General features: G+C 60.1%; 16 protein-coding genes. 10 read left to right on the top strand and 6 right to left on the bottom strand.

Going from position 1 to position 21,028, the window contains the following annotated elements; translation table 11 throughout:
• The first annotated feature begins 55 nt into the window (after positions 1-55).
• The 6 genes from AB4097_RS16605 (at position 56) to AB4097_RS16580 (ending at position 5,677) form a co-directional block, all read left to right on the top strand.
• Entirely contained in the window at positions 56-832 is a 777-nt protein-coding gene (locus AB4097_RS16605) for a carbohydrate ABC transporter permease (protein WP_442041528.1), read from the top strand.
• 10 nt (positions 833-842) lie between these two features.
• Positions 843-1,124 carry a DUF2160 domain-containing protein gene (locus tag AB4097_RS16600; RefSeq protein WP_442041508.1) on the top strand — a complete coding sequence of 94 codons (282 nt, stop codon included), beginning with the start codon at positions 843-845 and terminating at the stop codon, positions 1,122-1,124.
• A gap of 150 nt (positions 1,125-1,274) precedes the next feature.
• Positions 1,275-2,978, top strand: coding sequence for an ABC transporter substrate-binding protein (locus AB4097_RS16595; RefSeq protein ID WP_442041526.1), 1,704 nt, complete (start codon positions 1,275-1,277; stop codon positions 2,976-2,978).
• A gap of 133 nt (positions 2,979-3,111) precedes the next feature.
• On the top strand, positions 3,112-4,032 hold the full coding sequence (locus AB4097_RS16590; protein ID WP_442041506.1) for a S1C family serine protease: 921 nt from the start codon (positions 3,112-3,114) through the stop codon (positions 4,030-4,032).
• A gap of 212 nt (positions 4,033-4,244) precedes the next feature.
• On the top strand, positions 4,245-4,583 hold the full coding sequence (locus tag AB4097_RS16585) for a helix-turn-helix domain-containing protein (protein ID WP_442041524.1): 339 nt from the start codon (positions 4,245-4,247) through the stop codon (positions 4,581-4,583).
• 68 nt (positions 4,584-4,651) lie between these two features.
• Positions 4,652-5,677, top strand: coding sequence for a S1C family serine protease (locus AB4097_RS16580; protein ID WP_442041504.1), 1,026 nt, complete (start codon positions 4,652-4,654; stop codon positions 5,675-5,677).
• 33 nt (positions 5,678-5,710) lie between these two features.
• Here AB4097_RS16580 and AB4097_RS16575 read toward each other — a convergent pair whose 3' ends face one another.
• From AB4097_RS16575 to AB4097_RS16565, 3 genes are all read right to left on the bottom strand, one after another.
• Positions 5,711-6,961, bottom strand: a complete 1,251-nt coding sequence (locus tag AB4097_RS16575; RefSeq protein WP_442041502.1) for an adenylate/guanylate cyclase domain-containing protein — start codon at positions 6,959-6,961, stop codon at positions 5,711-5,713.
• A 98-nt stretch (positions 6,962-7,059) separates the two neighbouring features.
• Complete coding sequence (locus AB4097_RS16570) at positions 7,060-10,245, bottom strand: efflux RND transporter permease subunit (RefSeq protein WP_442041500.1); 3,186 nt, start codon at positions 10,243-10,245, stop codon at positions 7,060-7,062.
• Positions 10,246-10,268: 23 nt separating this feature from the next.
• The gene (locus AB4097_RS16565; RefSeq protein ID WP_442041498.1) at positions 10,269-11,420 is read right to left on the bottom strand and encodes an efflux RND transporter periplasmic adaptor subunit; all 1,152 of its coding nucleotides are present in this window, start codon (positions 11,418-11,420) and stop codon (positions 10,269-10,271) included.
• Here AB4097_RS16565 and AB4097_RS16560 point away from each other — a divergent pair.
• Positions 11,419-11,553 (top strand): hypothetical protein, encoded by a 135-nt coding sequence (locus AB4097_RS16560; RefSeq protein WP_442041496.1) that lies wholly within the window; start codon positions 11,419-11,421, stop codon positions 11,551-11,553. The genes AB4097_RS16565 and AB4097_RS16560 overlap by 2 nt on opposite strands.
• A gap of 145 nt (positions 11,554-11,698) precedes the next feature.
• Here the strand turns inward: AB4097_RS16560 and AB4097_RS16555 are convergent, their stop codons facing one another.
• Complete coding sequence (locus tag AB4097_RS16555) at positions 11,699-12,760, bottom strand: patatin-like phospholipase family protein (RefSeq protein WP_442041494.1); 1,062 nt, start codon at positions 12,758-12,760, stop codon at positions 11,699-11,701.
• An 893-nt stretch (positions 12,761-13,653) separates the two neighbouring features.
• Between AB4097_RS16555 and AB4097_RS16550 the strand changes: the two genes are divergently transcribed.
• The 3 genes from AB4097_RS16550 to AB4097_RS16540 all read left to right on the top strand — a co-directional run bounded on the left by AB4097_RS16550 (position 13,654) and on the right by AB4097_RS16540 (position 17,421).
• Entirely contained in the window at positions 13,654-15,003 is a 1,350-nt protein-coding gene (locus AB4097_RS16550) for a polysaccharide biosynthesis/export family protein (protein ID WP_442041492.1), read from the top strand.
• Between the two features lie 127 nt (positions 15,004-15,130).
• Positions 15,131-16,009: a chromosome partitioning protein ParB gene (locus tag AB4097_RS16545; protein WP_442041490.1), complete on the top strand. Its 879-nt coding sequence runs from the start codon at positions 15,131-15,133 to the stop codon at positions 16,007-16,009.
• An 89-nt stretch (positions 16,010-16,098) separates the two neighbouring features.
• On the top strand, positions 16,099-17,421 hold the full coding sequence (locus AB4097_RS16540) for an O-antigen ligase family protein (RefSeq protein WP_442041488.1): 1,323 nt from the start codon (positions 16,099-16,101) through the stop codon (positions 17,419-17,421).
• 63 nt (positions 17,422-17,484) lie between these two features.
• On the opposite strand, the gene AB4097_RS16535 is transcribed toward AB4097_RS16540, so the two are convergent.
• Positions 17,485-18,642 (bottom strand): glycosyltransferase family 4 protein, encoded by a 1,158-nt coding sequence (locus tag AB4097_RS16535; protein ID WP_442041486.1) that lies wholly within the window; start codon positions 18,640-18,642, stop codon positions 17,485-17,487.
• Between the two features lie 24 nt (positions 18,643-18,666).
• On the bottom strand, positions 18,667-20,928 hold the full coding sequence (locus tag AB4097_RS16530; protein ID WP_442041484.1) for a GNVR domain-containing protein: 2,262 nt from the start codon (positions 20,926-20,928) through the stop codon (positions 18,667-18,669).
• Between the last annotated feature and the right edge of the window lie 100 nt (positions 20,929-21,028).

Genomic DNA, 21,028 nt, shown 5'->3' with positions numbered 1-21,028 from the left:
GCTGGCCGTCAACCGCGCCCTTTCGGGCCCGCGCGTCAGCGGCAGCACGGTGGTGATGACGCTCTACCTCCTGTTCCTGATGCTGCCGATCTACTGGCTCCTGAACATGAGCCTGAAGACGAACATGGAGATCACGTCCGGCCTGACCCTCTGGCCGAAGGAAATCACCTTCGACAATTACATCAAGATTTTCACCGACCAGAGCTGGTACTCGGGCTATATCAACTCCCTGACCTACGTCGTCATCAACACGGTGCTGTCGATTTCCTTCGCGCTCCCGGCGGCCTATGCCTTCTCACGCTACAAATTTCTCGGCGACAAGCATCTGTTCTTCTGGCTGCTCACCAACCGCATGGCGCCGGCTGCCGTCTTCGCCCTGCCCTTCTTCAATCTCTATTCCGCTATCGGGCTTTTCGATACGCCCTGGGCCGTAGCCTTGGCCCACTGCCTCTTCAACGTACCGCTGGCCGTGTGGATTCTCGAAGGCTTCATGTCGGGCGTACCACGCGAGATCGACGAGACCGCCGCCATCGACGGTTATTCGTTTCCCCGCTTCTTCGTGAAGATCTTCATGCCGCTGATCGCGTCGGGCATCGGCGTCGCGGCCTTCTTCTGCTTCATGTTCTCCTGGGTCGAGCTTCTGTTGGCGCGCACCCTGACCTCTGTCAACGCGAAGCCCATCGCTGCCACCATGACGCGCACCATCTCGGCCGCCGGCATGGATTGGGGCCTGCTCGCCGCCGCCGGCGTTCTCACCATCGTGCCCGGCGCGCTCGTGATCTGGTTCGTCCGCAACTACATCGCCAAGGGCTTTGCCCTGGGCAGGGTTTGAGGAGAGCGCCATGCCCGATCTCGCATGGATGGCCTGGACGTGGCAGACGGGCCTCTTCTTCGCTGGCATCGCCAGCCTCCTGCTCGTCATGACTCTGCTGGCGTTCCAGCGCCCCGAGACGGAGCGTGTCGGCGTGCTGCGCATCCCCACGACGCGCGGCGACCGCCTTTTCATCTCGCTTCTCGGTACGGCTTTCATCCACCTCGCATGGCTGGGCTTTGTCGGCCCAGGTCTCTGGTGGGCCTCCGGCCTGTCCCTGCTCTACGCAGCGGCCGTGTTTCGCTACGTCTAGGAGGATGGCTCAAAAACCTTTCGGTTTGCCCGGACCGGAAGGATCAAGACCAGCGCGCAAGCCGGCCAGGGCATTACTTGGGAGGAACAAATGAAACTCACCCAATCTCACCGGCACATGAAACTGCTTTTCACGACAAGCATCCTTGCCATGGCGCTCGGCTCGAGCGCCGCCCTCGCGGGCATGGAAGAAGCCCGCCGCTGGATCGACAGCGAATTCCAGCCTTCCACCCTGTCCAAGGACGAGCAGATGAAGGAGATGGAATGGTTCGTGAATGCGGCCAAGCCGTTCGCGGGCCAGGAGATCAACGTGGTCTCCGAGACCATCACGACCCATGAATACGAGGCGAAGACACTTGCCAAGGCCTTCACCGAGATCACCGGCATCAAGATCAACCATGACCTGATCCAGGAAGGCGATGTGGTGGAGAAGATCCAGACGCAGATGCAGTCCGGACGAAACATCTACGATGCCTGGGTCAACGATTCCGATCTCATCGGCACCCACTTCCGCTACAAGCAGGCTATCCCGCTCGATGACTGGATGGCGGGCGATGGCAAGGACGTCACGTCCCCCACGCTTGATGTCGCCGATTTCATCGGCAGGTCCTTCACCACGGCGCCCGACGGCAAGATGTATCAACTGCCGGACCAGCAATTCGCGAATGTCTATTGGTTCCGCTACGACTGGTTTCAGCGGCCGGAATTCAAGGAAAAGTTCAAGGCCAAGTACGGCTACGATCTCGGCGTGCCGGTGAATTGGTCGGCCTATGAGGACATCGCCGAGTTCTTCACAAACGACGTGAAGGAGGTCGATGGCGTCAAGGTCTATGGCCATATGGATTACGGCAAGAAGGATCCGTCCCTCGGCTGGCGCTTCACCGATGCCTGGCTGTCCATGGCCGGCAACGGCGACAAGGGCATCCCGAACGGCCTGCCGGTGGACGAATGGGGCATCAGGATGGAAGGTTGCCGCCCTGTCGGCTCCTCCATCGAGCGCGGCGGCGACACCAACGGCCCGGCGGCCGTTTATGCCATCGCCAAATATCTCGAGTGGATGAAGAAATACGCTCCGCCCCAGGCGGCCGGCATGAACTTCTCCGAGTCGGGCCCGGTGCCGGCGCAGGGCAACATCGCCCAGCAGATCTTCTGGTACACCGCTTTCACGGCCGACATGGTCAAGCCCGGCCTCCCGGTGGTGAATGCGGACGGCACGCCGAAATGGCGCATGGCGCCCTCGCCGCACGGCTCGTACTGGAAGGACGGCATGAAGCTCGGCTACCAGGACGCCGGCTCGTGGACGCTTCTGAAGTCTACGCCCGTCGACCGGCGCAAGGCGGCCTGGCTCTATGCGCAGTTCGTCACGTCCAAGACGGTCTCGCTGAAGAAGAGCCACGTTGGACTCACCTTCATCCGCGAGAGCGATATCTGGGACAAGAGCTTCACCGAGCGTGCGCCCAAGCTCGGCGGTTTGGTCGAGTTCTACCGCTCTCCCGCCCGCGTGCAATGGACCCCGACCGGGAACAACGTGCCGGATTACCCGAAGCTCGCGCAGCTCTGGTGGCAGAACATCGGCGATGCGGCTTCCGGCGCGAAGACCCCGCAGGAAGCGATGACCTCGCTCGCCAATGCGCAGGACGAGGTGCTCGGCCGTCTGGAGCGCGCCAACGTGCAGGGTGAATGCGGCCCGAAGCTGAACCCGAAGACTTCCGCCGAGGAATGGTTCAAGAAGGCTGAAAGCTCCGGCACCATCGCGCCCCAGCGCAAGCTTGCCAACGAGAAGCCCAAGGGCGAGACGGTGGATTACGACACGCTCATCAAGAGCTGGCCCGCTTCCCCACCGAAGCGCAGCTGACGCACGGAGGCTCCGCCCACAAGGCGGGGCCTTTTTCATGTTGGAGACAGACACGTCACCTAGCCGCCCGGCCAGTATCGGAAAAGGACGTTTGCCGGCAGGATCGCCTGGACGATGACCGAAAGGGTTTATCATGCCAGATCCGGGAACCGGCTTCTCCCTCGACACGATCTCGAACCATGTCTCCGATTTGCTCGATGCTATCGCGCCACGGCTCGTGACGGTCCACGGCCGCCGACGTGGAACGTCGAGCGGCTTTCTCTGGCGTCCCGGCCTCGTCATCACCGCGGAGGAATCGCTTGAGGCGGACGAGGACATTGCAGTCGTGCGTCCCGACGGGCGCAAAATCTCGGCAAGCCTTGTCGGCCGGGATCCGAGCACGGACATTGCCCTTCTCCGCATCGAGGAAGAACCGCTGGAGGAAATCGCCTTCAGCCCGACGGATGGTCTTCGCGCCGGTCATCTCGTTCTCGCGGCGGGGCGGCAGCCCGAGGGACCCAATGCGGCGCTGGGCATCGTGTCCCTTGCGGGCGCGGCTTGGAAGAGCCTGCGCGGCGGACATGTCGACCGCAGGATTCATCTGGATCTGAGGCTCGACGTCCAATCGGAGGGCGGGGTCGCCCTCGACACGAGCGGACGAATCCTTGGCATGACGGTGTTCGGTCCGCGGCGCCGCGTCCTGGTCATCCCGTCGGAGACCATCGAACGCGTCGCTCCTCAGTTGCTCGAGAAAGGGCGCGTCGCTCGCGGGTATCTCGGCCTCGGGCTCCAGCCGATCCATATCGATAAGACCGCCGCCGATGCGGCAGGGCTCAGCGAGCCGCGAGGCCTGATCGTCGTCAGCGTGGACCAGGATGGGCCAGGGCAAAGGGCCGGTATTCGCCAGGGCGACATTCTCATCCGCTGGAACAGTGACGCCCTCCCATCCGTCCGCCGGATCTACAGGCTTCTCGGGCCTGAGAGCGTGGGTCAATCGGTCGATCTGGGAATCGTGAGGGCGGGTGAGCATATCACTCTTGCCGTTGAGATCAGCGAGCGCCCGACCCCTCAATAGCGAACTGACGCCAGTAGGTTTAAGCCTTGCACAGGGTGGCACTTCACATCGACGATGCGAGCTTGCTCGACCGCATTGCCACGATCCTGACCGACGAGACCGGCATCGATGTCCTGCACCCGGTTAACCCCGACGTGATCATCACTGACCATCTGCCGTTCTCGGGAACAGCGCCGACGATCCTCCTGGGTGATGAGTTGAACGGGTTAGAGATGCTCAAGGCCGGAGCGAGCGGGGCTCTCCCCCGCTCCATCGACGCGTCGGATCTTCTACTGGCGGTGGAAACCGTCAAAAGAGGCTTCGCGATCCTGCCGCGAAGTGGGATCGGAAGCGACCTATCCCCATCGCGGGACGATCTGCTCACCGCGCGCGAGCTCGAAGTTCTGCAGCTTCTGGCGGAGGGCGCCTCGAACAAGCTTATCGCGCACAGGCTCGGGATTTCATTCCACACCGCGAAATTCCACGTCGCCTCGATCGCGGCGAAACTCGACGCGACAGGGCGAACGGATGCGGTTGCTCAGGCCCTCCGCCTCGGCCTCATCCTGTTGTGATCCTGCCCTTGGCTACCCCGCTCCGCATCACCATTTGATGTGAAATAGCGTTATCTCTGGAGGGCTTCATGCTCGACCGCACTCCATCCTATCTTCTTCACGACACCCCCTCGCCCGCTCCGTCGCAGCCGGTCGCCAGCGCCCCTGATGACGGATTGCTGCTCGATTCCTACTCCCATGCCGTGTCAGGCGTCGTAGACCGCATCGGCCCCTCGGTCATGCGGGTCGAGCCGCAGGTTTCCGGACGAACGGCGGGAATGGGCTCAGGCGTTCTCATCTCGCCCGACGGGCTCCTGCTCACCAACAGCCATGTCATGCAGGGCGCCCGGGAGGCGAAGCTCACCGGCTCGGATGGGCGCACCCTCGAGGCACGGGTCATCGGGGACGATCCGGACACGGATCTCGCCCTGCTGCGCGCCAGCGGAGACAGGCTCCCCTTCGCTGCCCTGGGTGATTCCAAGCGGCTGAAGCGCGGCCAGATCGCGGTCGCCATCGGCAATCCCCTCGGCTTCGAATCGACGGTCACGGCCGGTGTGGTCTCGGCCCTCGGACGGAGCCTGCGGGCGAAATCGGGACGGCTCATCGACGACGTGATCCAGACGGACGCCGCCCTGAACCCGGGTAATTCCGGCGGGCCGCTCGTGGCAACCTCCGGCGAGGTGATCGGCATCAACACTGCCGTCATCATGGGGGCACAGGGCATCTGCTTTGCCGTCGCGAGCAACACGGCGAATTTCGTCGTGTCGGAGCTGATCCGTCACGGCCGCGTCCGCCGCGCCTCGATCGGCATCGCGGGACAGACGGTGCCTCTGCCCCGGCGCGTCAGCTATGCGGCAGGTTTGACCGGGTCGTTCGGCGTGGTCATCGCCGCCGTGGGGCTGGACAGCCCTGCCGACCATGCCGCCCTGGAACAGGGGGATGTCATCCTCTCTCTCGACGGAGAGCCGGTCGGCGGCGTCGACGATCTCGTGCGCCTGCTGAACGGCGAGCGCATCGAACGCGTCGTGGAGCTCGTGCTGCTCAGGAAGGGCGCGATGCGCACCGTGACGATCACGCCCGTGGAGCGCAAGACGAAGGCGCCCCGCTCCGAGTGAGATACGACAAGGATTGCGAGCGGATCTCCAGGCTTATTGCTGGTCCGCTCGCGTCTTGCTTTCGTCCAGCCATGTTGGATCGAGCGTGAACAGCTCCTGCGGACGCGCGATGCCTCTCAAGGCGTACCGGCCGACCGACACCAGACATTCCCGATCATCCTCCGTCGCTGCCGAGAAGAAGGCGGAAGACACGAGAACGTCCCTCTCGACGGAACGGCACAGGGCTCCGATCCGGCTCACCTCGTTCACGGCCGGTCCGACCACCGTGAAATCGAGCCGATCCTGACTGCCGATATTACCGTAGAAAACCTCGCCGATGTGCAGGCCAAGATAGGCCGAGGTGACCGGCAGGTTGCACGACAGGCGCTCTTCGTTCAGCGCTCGGATCCGGGACTGCATCAGACGCTCGGCCTTAAGCGCGCACCGGCAGGCCTGGCCCGGATCCTCCTCCTTGAAGATCGCGAGGGCCCCGTCGCCGATCAGCTTCAGGACATCTCCGCCCGCGTCGTAAATGGATGAGATGATCGCTTCCGAGTAATCGTTGAGGAACGGAATGATCTGCTCGGGATCCGCCGTCTCCGTAATGTGGGTGAAGCTGTGCAGGTCGCTGAACCACAGGACCGCTTGAATCCGGTCTGTGACGCCACGAGCGATTCGGCCGCTCAGGACAAGCCGGCCCGCATCGCGGCCGAGATAGGTCTCGACAAGAGTTTTCGCGATGCGCGCGAGCGAGGCACATTTCATGGCCAGCATCAGGGGCGATGCCAGCTCGCGCAGGAGCGCGACCTCTTCATCGCTGAAGCCGGAAGGTGCGTCTGTCGTCCAGGACGAATAGAAGGAGTCCATCTCGCCGATGGCGCCTTCGGCTTCGAAGCGATGGATCAGAACAAGATAGTCCGTCTGCCCTTCGGCGCGAAGATCCTTGAGGATGGAAAAATCCTCGATCTGTCCAGGCCCAATCCGACGCCGCAGGAAGTCCTCTCCGCTTGCCCAGAGATGATAAAAGGTGCTCCGGCGCCAGTTTTCGGCCGCCTGCCCCTCCACATTGGTACGACCATATTCGGTGATCGGATTGAGACTGTCCTGATCGTCACGATGCCATCGGAAAACCCGGCCTTCATGGATCGGGTGCAGCGTATCGATGATGAGGTTGACTCGGCAGACAGGCAATTCCTCCTGAGCCAAACGAGTGCAGAAGCCGCGCAGGAGCTCCAGCTCCGACATGCCGGTCAATCCAGCCTCGGTGACCCATTTCGCGATATGTGCCGCCTGGGTTTTATCCATGAGAATCTCTTCACGATATCAGTGCGTCCAGCGTTTCATGCCAGCATATGGGGCGTCGGGTAAAGTCGGACAGCCATCACGCGCCGCCCGACCTTCGCCTACTCGGCCGGGGACGCCTGGGTTCCCACGGAGCCGGCCCGCTTCGGACCGGCACGCTTGAACAGGCGCAGCACCACGAGCCGGACTGCGACGTAGAAGACGGGCGTCAGGAACAGGCCGAACACCGTCACGCCAAGCATCCCGGAGAACACGGCTGTGCCGAGGGATTGGCGCATCTCGGCGCCGGGTCCGGTCGCGATCGCGAGCGGCAGAACGCCGAGAATGAAGGCGAAAGCCGTCATCAGGATTGGGCGCAGACGCAGCCGACACGCCTCGACGACCGCTTCCACTGGGCTTTTCCCGTCGAACTCCGCCTGTCTGGCGAACTCCACGATGAGGATCGCATTCTTCGCCGCCAGGCCGACAAGGACCACGAGGCCGATCTGCGTCAGGATGTTGTTGTCCTGGCCTCTGATCATGACGCCGATCAGCGCCGAGAGAACGCTCATCGGCACGATCATGATGATGGCGATGGGGAGCGACCAGCTTTCATACTGGGCAGCCAGCACGAGAAACACGAAGAGCACGGACAACGCGAAGATGAACACGGCCGTGTTGCCGGTCTGCCGCTCCTGGAACGCCAGATCTGTCCATTCGAAGCCCATCCCGGGGGAAAGGTTCTGCCGGACCAGCGCCTCCATGGCATCGAGGGCGGTGCCGGAGGACACGCCGGGACCCGCATTGCCCTGCAGGGCCACCGAGGTGAACATGTTGTAGCGCTGGATCAGGTCCGCCCCCGAAACCTCCCGCATCTCGACAAGCGTCCCCAGGGGCACGAGAGCGCCCGTCGACGAGCGGACCCTCAGCCGGTTGATATCGTTCTGGTCGATCCGGAAGCGCTGATCGGCCTGCGCCCGAACCTGGTAGACACGACCGAACGCATTGAAGTCGTTCACGTAGGCCGTGCCGAGATTGATGCGGAGCGTCTCGAAGATATTCGGGATTGGCACGTTCAGAATGCTCGCCTTCTGACGGTCGATTTCCAGATAGACCTGTGGCGAATTGGCCGAGAAGGTCGTGAAGACTCCGGCCAAGTTCGGGTTCTGCCGCGCTTGTCCCATCAGCTGATAGGCAACCGCCAGGATACCTCGGACATCGTCGCCGGTCCGGTTCTGGATCTGGATCTTGAAGCCGCCCGAATTGCCGAGCCCGCGAACGGGTGGCGGCGGGATGGCGATGATGAACGCCTCCTCGATCTGCTGCATGCGCGCGAAGAGATCGGCGATGATCTTGGACCCGGATTCGCCCGCCTCGATCCGCTCGTCGAACGGCTTGAACCCAGCGAAGATCGCGGCAGCGTTGGTCGCATTGGTGAAGGTGGCCCCCGAAAACCCCGCGAAGGCAACCGCGTTCTTAACGCCGGGCGTCTCTTGCATGATCTTGGATGCCCGCTGCACCACCGCATCCGTGCGCGCCAGGGACGCTCCATCGGGCAGCTGGATCACGACGATGGCATAGCCCTGGTCGAGGGTCGGGATGAAGCCGCGCGGGACATGGTTTGCGATCCATAGGGTGCCCGCAAGAAGGCCGACATAGATCGGCAACACGATGAATTTGTGCCGCGCCACCGATCCAACCGCTCTGGCATATCCGTTGGACGTCGCGTCGAAACCGCGATTGAAGCCGTTGGCCAATGTTCGCCCAACTCGGGCGACCGGGTTCCTGGAATGCTCATGGCTGTGCGGCTTCAGGAGGAAGGCGGCCAGGGCCGGGGAAAGCGTCAGGGAATTGAACGCCGAGATGACCGTCGACACGGCGATGGTCAGGGCGAACTGCCGATAGAACTGTCCGGAAATGCCGGGGATGAAGGCTGTGGGCACGAAGACCGCCACGAGAACCAGCGCGATGGCCACAAGCGCGGTTCCGACCTCATCCATGGTGGTATGGGCGGCGTCTCGCGGGGTCATGCCGAGCGCGATGTTGCGTTCCACATTCTCCACCACGACGATGGCATCGTCGACCACGATGCCGATGGCCAGGACCATGCCGAACAGGGTCAGCGTGTTGATCGAGAAGCCCAGGGCCGCCATGAAGGCGAAGGTGCCGATCAGGGAGACCGGAATCGCCACGATCGGAATGATCGCCGTGCGCCAGCTCTGCAGGAACACGAAGACCACGATCACGACGAGCGCCGTGGCCTCGAACAACGTCTTGTAGACCTCGTTCACGCTCTCGGAGATGAATTCCGTCGGATTGTAGACGATCTGGTACGCGATGCCCGGCGGGAAGTTGGCCTTGAGCTCCTCCATGGTCCGAGTAATCTGCTCCGATGCGGCAAGCGCGTTGGTCCCTGGCCGCTGGAAGATGGCCAGGGCGACCGCAGGACTGCCGTTCAGATAGGAATTCGTGACGTAATCCTGCGCGCCGAGTTCGATACGGGCGACGTCCTGCAGCCGCACGAGGCGTCCCTGCGGTGTCGCCTGGACGATGATCTGCCGGAACTGGCGCGGGTCCTCGAACCGCCCCTGCGTCGTCACCGTCAGCTGGAACGCCGCATCGGTCGGCGTCGGTTCCTGCCCCAAGGCGCCGCCAGAGACCTGAACGTTCTGCTCCTGGATCGCGCGCACCACTTCGCTCGATGTCATTCCATATGAGGCGAGCTTCTCGGGATCCAGCCAGACGCGCAGGGAATATTGCCGCTCGCCGAAGATGATGAGGTCGCCCACGCCGTCGAGACGGAGCAGGATGTCGCGCACATAGTTGCGGGCATAATTCGAGACGTAGAGCTGGTCGTAGGATCCGTCCGGCGAGAGCATGTGCACGACCATCATCAGGTCTGGCGAACTCTTGAGCGTCGTCACGCCGAGACGGCGCACCTCCTCGGGCAGGCGGGGTGTTGCAATCGCCACCCGGTTCTGGACGAGCACCTGGGCCTTGTCGAGATCGGTGCCGAGCTTGAAGGTGATCGTCAGCGCCATGGCGCCGTCGCCCGTCGAGTAGGAGGACATGTAGAGCATGTCCTCGACGCCGTTGATCTGCTGCTCCAGAGGCGTGGCGACCGTGGCCGCAACCGTCTGCGCATCGGCTCCCGGGTAACTGGCCCTGACCACCACGGTGGGCGGCGCGATATCCGGATATTGCGCGACCGGCAGGGTCGAGTAGGCAATGCCGCCGATGATCAGGAAGAGCGCCGACAGGACCGTCGCGAAGATGGGACGGTCGACGAAGAAATGGGCAAAGCGCATGGAAGCGCACTCCTGGCGTGGGGTCAGCTGCCGTTTCGTTCCCGCACCGGGGGAAGCGTTGTCATCTGAGGCGTAATCGGCGCTCCGGGCCTCACCCGGACAAGGCCGTTGACGACCACCGTCTCGTTGCCGGTCAGCCCGTCACGGATCACCCTGTAGCCGTCGATCCGCGGTCCGATGCGAACAGGCTTGAGATTGACGGTGTTGTTCTCGCCGAGCACATAGACGACCCGCCTGTCCTGGTCGCTGCCGATGGCCTCATCGGGCAGGAGGATGCCTCGGTACGGATCCGAGGCGCCGACCGTCACACGGCCGAACAGACCGGGGGTCAGGAAGCGATCCTTGTTCTCGAAGACCGCGCGCACGCGGATCGTTCCGCTTGCCGAATCAAGACGGTTATCGACGAAATCGAGATGTCCCTTGCGCGGCTCCAGCCGTTCATCCGTCAGCCTGAGCACGACCTCGTTGGTCTCTCCGTTGGCGGAGGTATTCGTGCCTCCACGGGCTTGCCGGGAGAACGCCAGGAACGAGCGCTCATCGACATCGAAGTAGAACTGGATCGGGTCGAGCGAGAGGACGTTCGTCAGGATCGTCTCATTGGCATTGACCAGATTGCCCTCGGAGACGAGTTTGCGCGAGATGCGCCCCGACAGGGGAGACCTGATTTCCGTGAACTCTACATCAAGCTGGGCCTGCCTCAGGGCCGCCTGTGCGCGGTCCAACTCGGCCTTGGCCGTCAGGAACGATTGACGGCGCTGATCGTAGAGCTGGTCGGTAATGTTCCCGGTTCGACGCAACTGCTCGGCGCGATCGAGATCGCTTTGCGCGAATTCCAAACGGACCTGGGAGGACGTGACGGCCGATTGCGCCTGCTCGAGCGAATTGCGGTAAGGCCGCGGGTCGATGGTGAAAAGAAGGTCGCCCGCCTTGACGAAGGTACCGTCCTGAAAGTGAACCTTATCGAGATATCCGGACACCCGGGCCCGGATATCCACCTGATCGATGGCCTCGAACCGTCCGATGAAGTCGTCCTGTTCGACGATGTCCTTCACAAGCGGTTTTGCCACTGTCACAGGCGGAGGCGGCGCGGGGCCGCCCTGCGCTGCGACGAGATTTGTCGCGGCGAACCACGATAACAGAACGCTGGAAACAAACACTGACCCAGGAAAGCGCATGCGTAACCTCCTGATCGGCATTCCGGACGCAGCACTAAGCCTCCACATTCCAGCCTATGACCCTATGCGCGGAGGCACGCAGAAGGCTTATGTTCTTATTGCAACGCAATATTACGCATTGCTGCAACCATGACAAGGTATGAAACTTTGATACATTGCGAATGTGAGAAGTCGCCGCGAGATCGGACTGCAAGCTGTCTTGGGCCTCGACTGGATTAATTATTCGCCTAATGCTGGAGAAATGGTCTCACGAAGCACTGGCTCTGCGAGCTTGAGGCTCAGGAATAGGCGTCACGGAGATCAAGAGTGCTTTGCTGTCCAACATACCGATAGTTTTTTGTCAGCCATGTGCGAGCCGCGTTCCTGCCGAGATCTTTCAGCTCCTTGAAGAAGCTCCACTGAGCGCTAAGGCGCGACGCAGCCGTGAACTCGTCGAGCTTGTCACCCCCATGGATTCGGTGCATGAGAACCCGCTTGTAGTCCCTGGTCGAGAGTTTTCCTTCGTCAATCAGCCGCGTCACGAACTCGACCGCCCTGAACTGCTCCAGCAGATTGGCATTGAACGTGATTTCCGTCAGACGGTTCTGGATCTCCTGCACGCTCCGAGGGGTCGACCGACGCTCGATCGGGTTGATCTGCACCAGCAGGATATCGTCCGACTGCGTTTCGTAGAAGAGCGGGAAGAGGGCCGGATTGCCTGTGTAACCGCCGTCCCAGTACGGTTCGCCCTCAATCTCTACAGCCTGGAAGAGCATGGGAAGGCAAGCCGAGGCCAGCACGTGATCCACGGTCAGCTCAGGACCGCTGAAGACTCTGATCTTCCCGGACCAGACATTGGTTGCCGCAACGAATAATTTCGCATCTCTGCATGCCCTTACCCGTTCGAAATTGATCAGACTGTTGAGAGCATCGCGCAGAGGGTTGATGTCGAGGGGATTGAGATCGTAGGGGCTCGCGACCCGGGACCAAGCATCGAACCAGAGATTCGAAGATCCGTTCATGCTCCAATAGCTCAAGAGACGGTCGAAGAGCGATCGCTGGATCGGCGAGAGCACGCCATCCAGGCTCACGCGTTTCCAGAATGTGCGCAGCTGCTCCCGCGCCCCGTCACGGCCTCCTTCCAGCCATCCTTCGAAGAGAACGACCGCATTCATTGAGCCGGCGCTCGCCCCCGTGATCGCCTCGATCGTCAGTCTTCCGTCCTCAAGGAGATAATCGAGCACACCCCACGTGAAGGCGCCATGCGCGCCGCCGCCCTGCAGCGCCAGGGACACGGATTTCTCGGCATTGGGACACACGAGCCCGCGCACAGGGTTTCTACGGATTTTGGCTCGGTCCATCATTGCGGTCTCCAGATCTCAATCGGCAGATTACCACTGGGACCGCTTCAAAGGGCAAGCCGGATTGCATCGTTCTCTGGATGTCGCATGAGGGAGAAGCGCTGCCCCGCAGGATTTCAAGGGGGAGCAAGAGCTAAAGTTTCGGGATCTGCGCAACAGATGACCTCCGATCGGGCGAGAAGATTATTCCGTCACTGACAGCAATCCCGGACGTCTTCATCGTCACGGACGATATTGCCTGGGATGGCGAGGAACGCAGAAGGTAGACTTGGTTCATCAGAACCTCGGGCCTGCTTGAATGATTCCGGGATCCATGCCGTCGCTGGTCGATATGGATATTCAATCGTCAGTGAAGGACCGCAAACCACGAAGCGAAGGTGATCTCAGACACCGAACCTCGGGCGCGTTCAGATCAGCGCCATAGAATGGCGGCCGCAACGGGGTCCTCCCTCGAGGCTGGTTCGGACGAAGGAAGTTAGATGAACTATATGTCGGAAGTTGGATCCATTGACTCCACGATTCACCGCATTGGGAATCGATCTGGGATCGAACTGCAAGTGGATCCCGCTTTCGGAGCCATGCTCTAGCGCCAAGCTTCGTCGTTATATTGGCCGTTTCCTCCCGACCGCTCTGAAGGGAGTATGATTTATTTATTGACATTCCGGCACTTCACACGATTATATCGTCATGACTTGCGCTCCGCTGACGTACACAGAGTAGCAGTTTTTCCTGAATGTACATGCGTGGAAGAGCTTAGCGTGCGGCCTGCAGACAGCTGTCGCCCGCGTCTCCAATAAACTGATAATTTTGGTGGCTGATTTAGTCTCTTGATGAGCTAAGGTGAGCTGCTGCCTGGCCTACGACAAGAGGATGTTGTCAAGTGGAGAGGCTGCATGAGCTCTCACGGTTATCCGCTTATCCGAACCATTCGCAGTGCCGTCCAAAGTGTCAAAGGCTCGTTTATCCTCTGGATTATTTTCCTCCTTATCCTCCCCGGTGAGGCAGCAGCTGCAGAATATCGACTTGGTCCGCAAGACAAGATCAGGATCAAGGTCGCTGAATGGAGGGCAGGCAAGAGCGAGTACTTCGACTGGGGCATTCTCATGGGCGAGTACACCGTGAATGCATCGGGCAGCGTCGCACTGCCGCTTCTCGGCAATCTGTCGGCCAAAGGATTGACGGTCGACGAACTTGCAAAGCTCGTGGCTGAAACGCTCCAAATGCGTGCCGGCATCCCTAACCGCCCCGATGCCGCCGTCGAGATCGTCCAATATCGTCCGATCTATGTTGTCGGAAGCGTGCAGCAGCCCGGTGAATATGCCTATCGACCGGCACTGACCGTCCTTCAGGCGATCGGTCTGTCGGGAGGCCTTTATAGGCAGACTGAATCGGGTCTCATTCGCCTCGAGCGCGACCGGGTCACAGCCATAGGTTCGTATGAGAGCGCACGCCTCGAAATGCGTCGCTTGCTGGTGCGACGCGAGCGTCTCGCCACTGAGCTGGCTTCAGGTTCGCAAATCCCAATCCCGGACGATCTGCGCGATGACCCGGACGCTTCCCGTCTTATCGCGGACGAGGTCGCGGTCATGAATACCCGCAGCGATGCCTTGCGATCCCAATTGGCGGCCAATGCCGAGCTAAAGGATCTTTTCTCGAAGGAAATCGTGAATCTCGAACAGAAGGTCGCGGCCCAGGAACGGCAGATCGCCATCGCCCGCCGTGAGCTGCAGACCGTAGGTGGATTGGTGGAGAAGGGTCTCGCTGTCAATTCGCGCGAGTTTGCACTCGAACGTACCCTAGCCGATCTGGAGAGCAAGATGCTCGACTACACGACAGCAATACTTCGGGCGCGCCAGGAAGTCAGCAAGGCTGACAGGGATGCGACAGACCTTCAGGCCGAGCGGAAGGCGAAGATCGAATCCGAGAGGCAGGAAACGGAGGCCGCGATCGATCAGCTCAAGTCGCGGCTCTCGACATCCCAAAGTCTCATCAACGAGGCAACATCCGTCGCGCCGCGGCTCCTCATGGAGCGAATGGAAGCCACACGACAGATTACCTTCTGGATCGTACGTCGCGGAGATAGCAGCACCGTCAGGATTTCAGCCGATGCAGACACGACTGTTGAACCCGGTGACGTTATCCAAGTCGAGCAGAGCTCCACAACAGATGCCAGAGCCGATTGGCCTGACCGAAACGCGGTGAGCATGGATTCCAACATGCAATCCCGATCCAAAGCCAACTGATGAATGCAGCCCTCCTCCATGACCCAAACGTTATGGCTGCCCCGGAGAGAACATGGCTTTGCGCCGATGAGACGACAGCAACTGCACCTGACGCCCATATGCCTGCACATTGCTTATGGAGATTTCAATGAGACCGATCTCAACGGAAGGACTTGAGAAACCGACAGGAATCGATGCCGGCGCAGTACCGATGCTTCAATGGCTCAAGATTGAAGACCTTCTTGTCGACCCCACTTACCAGCGCCCCATCGTCGGCCAAGGCCGCCGGAATGTCATTCGCATCGCTCAATCGTTCTCATGGGCATGCTTTTCTCCAGTCGTCGTCTCTCCCATTGAAGGAGGAAAGTTCGCCATCATTGACGGCCAGCACAGAACGACAGCGGCTGCACTGGCCGGCTTCGACAGCGTCCCCTGTCAGGTTGTCATCGCGACGCAAGAGGATCAGGCCATTGCCTTCAAGGCGATCAATGGGGTCACTGTCCCCATCTCTCCCATGGCCTTGTATTCCGCCGCTGTCGTCGCGCGGGAACCTTGGGCGCTCGAAGTTGCCGATGTATGTCTCAGGGCGGACGTGGAACTCCTGCGGTATCCCCTCCCGGTGGAACGCCAACGCCCTGGTCAGACGATGGCGGTCGGCGCCATTGCCCGTTGTCTCAACCGCTATGGCCAAGCAACACTCATCACGGCGCTCCAATGCGTCACTCAGACGAACAACAATGTACCCGGAGCTCTCACAGCCCGGGTCATTCGTGCCATCTGCGAAGTTCTTCATAGCAATCCGGTGTGGAGAGACGGCGGCTTGACACTGCTGGAAGCATTCGACTCGATTGATCTTGCCGCACTTCAGAGCGAAGCGACATTGCATACGGGTCCGACCCGAACAAGCCAGGTTGAGTTCATGATGGAACGCATCCGCTCAGAACTTTCCGTCTTGATGCCAGGAAAAGAAATATCGCTTCAGACATGGTCTCATGGCGTGCAAGAGTTCCAAGGCGCAACCAGCTGACGTGGCGTCTGACGGGCAACGATGCTCATCGGCAGTGAATACGGGTCGATGACGTACGGGGGTTACGACAGAGTAATAAGGATGACGGTATGGAGACAAGCATACCGACCTTTCCGACGCCTATCGTCCTTGGCGTATTTCTCGCGTTAGCTCCATTCACGGCTTTCGCGGCATTGCGCCTGAATGACAAGCTGGCATGGTTTCTCCTGGGCGCGGTTTGGCTGCGCTACCTCATGTCGGCCCTTCATCAGTATACCTATTCTCCAATTCTCGCCGGGCTGTCGCTCAACGCTCTGGCTTCGGTTGCAGTGGCAGGAATCGGGGTACTTATGCTCGACAAGCGCTTCCTTCTCTTGAAAGCCTTGTCCGGGATCTATCTGGTGATCCTCGTTCTGGTCGCCAGTGCAGCGGCCAATCGCTATCCGGGAGCCTTCGGGAGTCTGGCCAAGTGGGCCTACCTGACCGCCCTGGCAATGATTACGTACGAACTTCTCCGCCGGCATGGGTCCACCGCTATCTTCACTGCCCTGTTGACGGTCTTCCTGCCACCGTTTGCCTTGCAGGTTCTGTCCGTTGTCATGGGATTGGGAAAGCTCAGCGAGTCGGATGGCTCCATATGCTTCATCGGCGGATACAACCATGAGGCTGCGTTTTCCATCATCATCCTGACTTTTCTCTATTGTGTCTGCTTCCTGGAACCGGAACGTCCGAAGCTGGCGTTCGCATGCATACCGGTTGTGATGGCGGCCCTCCTCCTTGCGAATTACCGGACGTCTCTTCTGGCCTCGCTTCCAATCGTTTCGGCAACGCTTTTCTTCGGTACTCTCAGGCGCTTTGCACCGTCTGACCGTCCCTTCCTGATCATCGTACTATGCCTCGCCGGAGCTCTTCTTCTGTATGCGGCAGGGATCGCTCTGCAGGGGCGGTTCGACGACCTCTACATGACGCTGTCGAGAAGCTCCGACCTCATCAAGCCCCCGGAGCACTACACTAGAGCAGAGGAGGAACTTCTGTCCGCTCGCGCGATCATATGGAGTCGCTATATCACTGCATACCTGAACGGCTCTCTAACCAATTATATGTTGGGTTACGGTCCTGAATCCTGGGAAGACACCTTCACATTGTATGCACATAACACATTCGTGTCCGCTCTCTACGAGACCGGAGCAATCGGTCTCGTCAGCATCCTCCTCCTGTTCGCCTTGTTCTTTCGTCTTGCCTTCAGGACAACGCGAGACCGGCGCCTCCTGATCGTCAGTGCACACACGAGCTTCCTTGTTCTCAATCTCGCCACGATGCCCTTATGGATGATTGAGGGAAACGTTCTTCTCGCACTCACGCTCGCTTATACCATGCACAGGCAGGTCACTCATCGACACCCTCCTATTCTGGAACAGCTCAGAACGACTTGAGCACCATCGACACGATCAAGGTGCCTTGGTTAGTGCCCCCCGTCCCACGCGAGCCGGCCGATATCAAAGCCGGTTATAGATCTCGATGACCCGTTGAGCATGCGTACTGGCGGAAACATCGTTGATGACTTTCTGGCGATCCCGTTCATGAAGGACGAGACCCTCAGGGTCCTGCAGGATCTTCAGTGCGCGCGAAGCGAAATCCTCCGCACTGGCTTCCAATGGAACAAGGCATCCCCCACGCCAGCGATCCCATGTTTCCCGATAGCCCGCGCTGTCCGTCGCAAGGTATGGCGTTCCAGTGATGACGGCCTCGACCAGGGTCCGTCCGAACGGCTCTCTCGTCGAGGTGGCGACAAGGAGATCGAGCGCAGCGATGTTTCTTTCGGCGGGCATCTGGAATCCTGCGAACGTCACCCGATGGGCCATTCCGAGATCCCCGGCGAACTCCTTGAGATCGTCCTCGGATTCATCCCCTTTGCGACCAAATACGACGAAATGGCAGTCGCTCCGCTCGCGCCCGATCTTCGCACAGACTTCGAGGAAGAACCGCGGCCGTTTCCAGTTCCAGAAATTTCCTACGAATCCGATCAGGAAAGCGCCTTCCGGACACCCGAGCTCACGAGCGAAGCGGCGACCTTCGGTCCGAATCCGCTCATCCGCTGATATCTTGATTGGATTGAGCACGAAGGTTCTCTTCTCCGGTCGGATGTACTCGATGTTGTCCTCGCAGGCTCCAGAAATACAGATGACCTGGTCTGCAAGGTTCGCGAGGACCCGCTTGGGCCATGTCATGCGGTTAAGAGATCGGTGATGATAGACGGTGTGCCTGCCGGAAAGTTTGGCCACCAGCCCCCACGACTGAACGCTAGGGAGGTCATTGAAATGAAAGATGCTGTCTTCGGGAAAGCTCCGGACAAGCTTCCATCGGCTTGGAAATCGCAAGACATCATAGGCAGGATGATGGCGCGAGACCGGCGTCTCACCGCAATCGATGACTGAAAGACCTTGGCGGCGGGCTTGCTCGGCGATGCTGGTCCCATCTGGGCAGAGAGCGATACAGCGCGTGTCAAATTCGTCCTGAAGGGTCTGTCCTAGGGTCAAGGCCGAAACGTGACTCCCTCCGATTTCACTTCCCATGAACGGGAAGATTACGAATTTTGGACCTGCCTCTCGTTTCTCCCTCGGCGGTGCATGGAGCGAAGCCACTGCCTCATTCATATACGTGTCCCAAGTAGGAGATACTTAGTACCAACGCAGACTCTTCAAATCCACGCGATTGAGAACCACGCCGATCCATGGCAACTCGCCCATGTCGATCCCCAGCAAAGTTTCTCTGACGGTCTCCGAGCGGGAACGTCCCCAGTCCATGACAAGAAGGGCGTTCTCCACCATCGACGCCACCACCTTTGCGTCACTGCTCAAGCCGAGTGGCGGAGTGTCGATAATAACATAATCGAAGGCATCCCTTGCTTCGCATAGGGTCTCCTCGAACCGATCCCGCGCGATCAACTGATTGGAGTGGATCAGATCGGGACGGCTCACTGTCGGAAGGATCAGGCATGTCGATCCCGGAACCACATGCAACGCCGAGCGCCAGGGGGACCCTTCGGCGAGAACCTCGAGCAGTCCTGTCTCCGCATCGGGAACAAGCGTCTTGCTTAAAGTCGAATTGGCGATATCGCCATCGATCAGCAGACATGTCTTCCCGGCATTCGCCAGCAAGGCAGCCAAATTCGCTGCAAAAAGCGTGCGGCCGGTCTGAGGCTCTACGGATAACACCGCGAAGTCCTTTGCGACATTGCCGGAGTGTCGATGGGTGACCGTTGCCGCGATCGACCTCATCGCCTCTGCGAACTCCGACTGCGGAACGTCAACAGAATAGCGGAGAAGGTCCGGCAATCTGTCCACTCTAGGCTCTGCCGACGGGTTCGGCGTCATCCAGGAACGCCACGGCGTGCCCAACCGGGCGGGAGCAATTTTCGGCAGCATACCGATGCAATTCATTCCGAGCTTTTCGCGAACCTGACCCGCAGTCCTTATGGTATCATCCCGGCGCTCCCGGATCGCTCCACATGCTCCTCCGGCAATGGCACCGAGGAAAGCCGAGAGGATAATGATCGGGGCCGTCTTCGGATGGCTCGGGCTCATCGGCGGGACCGCCGGGGTCACGATGCGAGCATCGCCTATTGGAAAGGATTGCTGCTGAACCGTCTGCTGGTAACGCTCCATGAAGGATTGATAAAGGCTCCGATAGGTGTCGGCCGAGCGCTCCAGCTCCCTCAGTTGCACAAGCCGATTGTTCGCGTCCGCAGCATTGTCGATCAGCGTCCTCACATTCTTGTCCAATGTCTCAAGCCGTGATTTCGCTATCTGGTAGTCGCTCTCGTAGCTTTCCGCGATGCGGCTGAGTTCGGCAAGGATCTGCCGCTGGATATCGCTCTTCTCCAGCTTATATTGTGTTGCCCTCTCATGCTCGGGTCCGAAGCGTGAGACTATCTCGGCCTCGCGTCTGCTCGCATCCATGAGCCTCACTTGAAGGTCGCTGATGGTAGGATTGCTGATGGCCTCTCCAACCTGCATATCAGTTTGGCCTGAGCTCAGAACCGTACGGATACGATCAAGCCGTGCTGATGTACGTGCGACATCTCCCTGGGCTACGCTGAGCTGTGCGTTAAGTTCCGAAAGCTGCAGCTCGGATACGAGTTGCCCGCCTACCGCTATAAGATTGTTCGCGGCACGGAACTTCTGAACCGCCATGTCGGAGTCAACGGATTGCTGCCGCAGTTCGGCAAGGCGCGCCTCAAGCCAGGAGTTTGCCCTCCGGGTCGCGTCATACTTCGTATCCAGCTGCTCCGCCAGATAGGCGTCGACATAGGCATCGGCGATCTGTACGGCCTGCTTTGCGTCTGATCCTGTATAGCCTATCGTGATCACGTAAGTCTTCCCAACGCGAGCAACGGTGATCCGGGAGAGCAGACGGTAAACGGCCCCCCAGCGCTGAGCTTCTTCTACCGCGGCTGGATCGGCCTGGGGTTTGTCCGTCGGGCCTGTCACCCAGGTGACAAGGCTCCGTGCAGTATCTCCCACCCATTGAACCGCCCAGGTCAGCAGCCACCCCTGCGGAGCTTGGAAGGTTGCATTGTTCACAAGGTCCATCTTATTGACAACCGCGAGAGCGATTGTCTCCGACTTCATGACCTCGACCTGACTATCTGCCACGATCGGAGCGTCAATACCGAGGTCTGTGACTGCCGAAACATCCTGGACAGCCCGAACCTGGCGGCGGTCGATCACGATGCTTGTCGTGGCTGTATAGAGCGGCACCGAGGTCGCAACATAAATTATTCCCAGAACAATCCCTACCACAGTACCGCCGATAATGACTCGGGATTGACGCCGAACGGCCGCGAATATCGATTTCAGATTGATGTAATCATCGCCCCCGGCTTCTTTCGGGAAGGGTTCGGCCGCTCCATGGGACATTCGCTTTGAAAGCTGAAGCATGACGTCTCTCCCGACATCGCGCCCAATCCTCATGAGACTAGGCAGGTCTAACCGTCTTACGCCTGATTACCGTCATGCTTGGATCAATACCGTCTCGTAA

It is taken from the genome of Microvirga sp. 2MCAF35 (assembly GCF_052115545.1).
Lineage (GTDB): Bacteria > Pseudomonadota > Alphaproteobacteria > Rhizobiales > Beijerinckiaceae > Microvirga.
This window is presented reverse-complemented; position numbering and strand designations above follow the sequence as displayed.

Coding starts and splice junctions, on each gene's coding strand:
- AB4097_RS16565 (WP_442041498.1), bottom strand. CDS start 11,420: ATGCGCTTTCCTGGGTCAGTGTTTGTTTCCAGCGTTCTGTTATCGTGG.
- AB4097_RS16550 (WP_442041492.1), top strand. CDS start 13,654: ATGAGCTCTCACGGTTATCCGCTTATCCGAACCATTCGCAGTGCCGTC.
- AB4097_RS16535 (WP_442041486.1), bottom strand. CDS start 18,642: ATGAATGAGGCAGTGGCTTCGCTCCATGCACCGCCGAGGGAGAAACGA.
- AB4097_RS16575 (WP_442041502.1), bottom strand. CDS start 6,961: ATGGATAAAACCCAGGCGGCACATATCGCGAAATGGGTCACCGAGGCT.
- AB4097_RS16545 (WP_442041490.1), top strand. CDS start 15,131: ATGAGACCGATCTCAACGGAAGGACTTGAGAAACCGACAGGAATCGAT.
- AB4097_RS16540 (WP_442041488.1), top strand. CDS start 16,099: ATGGAGACAAGCATACCGACCTTTCCGACGCCTATCGTCCTTGGCGTA.
- AB4097_RS16570 (WP_442041500.1), bottom strand. CDS start 10,245: ATGCGCTTTGCCCATTTCTTCGTCGACCGTCCCATCTTCGCGACGGTC.
- AB4097_RS16595 (WP_442041526.1), top strand. CDS start 1,275: ATGGCGCTCGGCTCGAGCGCCGCCCTCGCGGGCATGGAAGAAGCCCGC.
- AB4097_RS16585 (WP_442041524.1), top strand. CDS start 4,245: ATGCTCAAGGCCGGAGCGAGCGGGGCTCTCCCCCGCTCCATCGACGCG.
- AB4097_RS16600 (WP_442041508.1), top strand. CDS start 843: ATGCCCGATCTCGCATGGATGGCCTGGACGTGGCAGACGGGCCTCTTC.
- AB4097_RS16580 (WP_442041504.1), top strand. CDS start 4,652: ATGCTCGACCGCACTCCATCCTATCTTCTTCACGACACCCCCTCGCCC.
- AB4097_RS16555 (WP_442041494.1), bottom strand. CDS start 12,760: ATGGACCGAGCCAAAATCCGTAGAAACCCTGTGCGCGGGCTCGTGTGT.
- AB4097_RS16605 (WP_442041528.1), top strand. CDS start 56: ATGACGCTCTACCTCCTGTTCCTGATGCTGCCGATCTACTGGCTCCTG.
- AB4097_RS16560 (WP_442041496.1), top strand. CDS start 11,419: ATGCGTAACCTCCTGATCGGCATTCCGGACGCAGCACTAAGCCTCCAC.
- AB4097_RS16590 (WP_442041506.1), top strand. CDS start 3,112: ATGCCAGATCCGGGAACCGGCTTCTCCCTCGACACGATCTCGAACCAT.
- AB4097_RS16530 (WP_442041484.1), bottom strand. CDS start 20,928: ATGCTTCAGCTTTCAAAGCGAATGTCCCATGGAGCGGCCGAACCCTTC.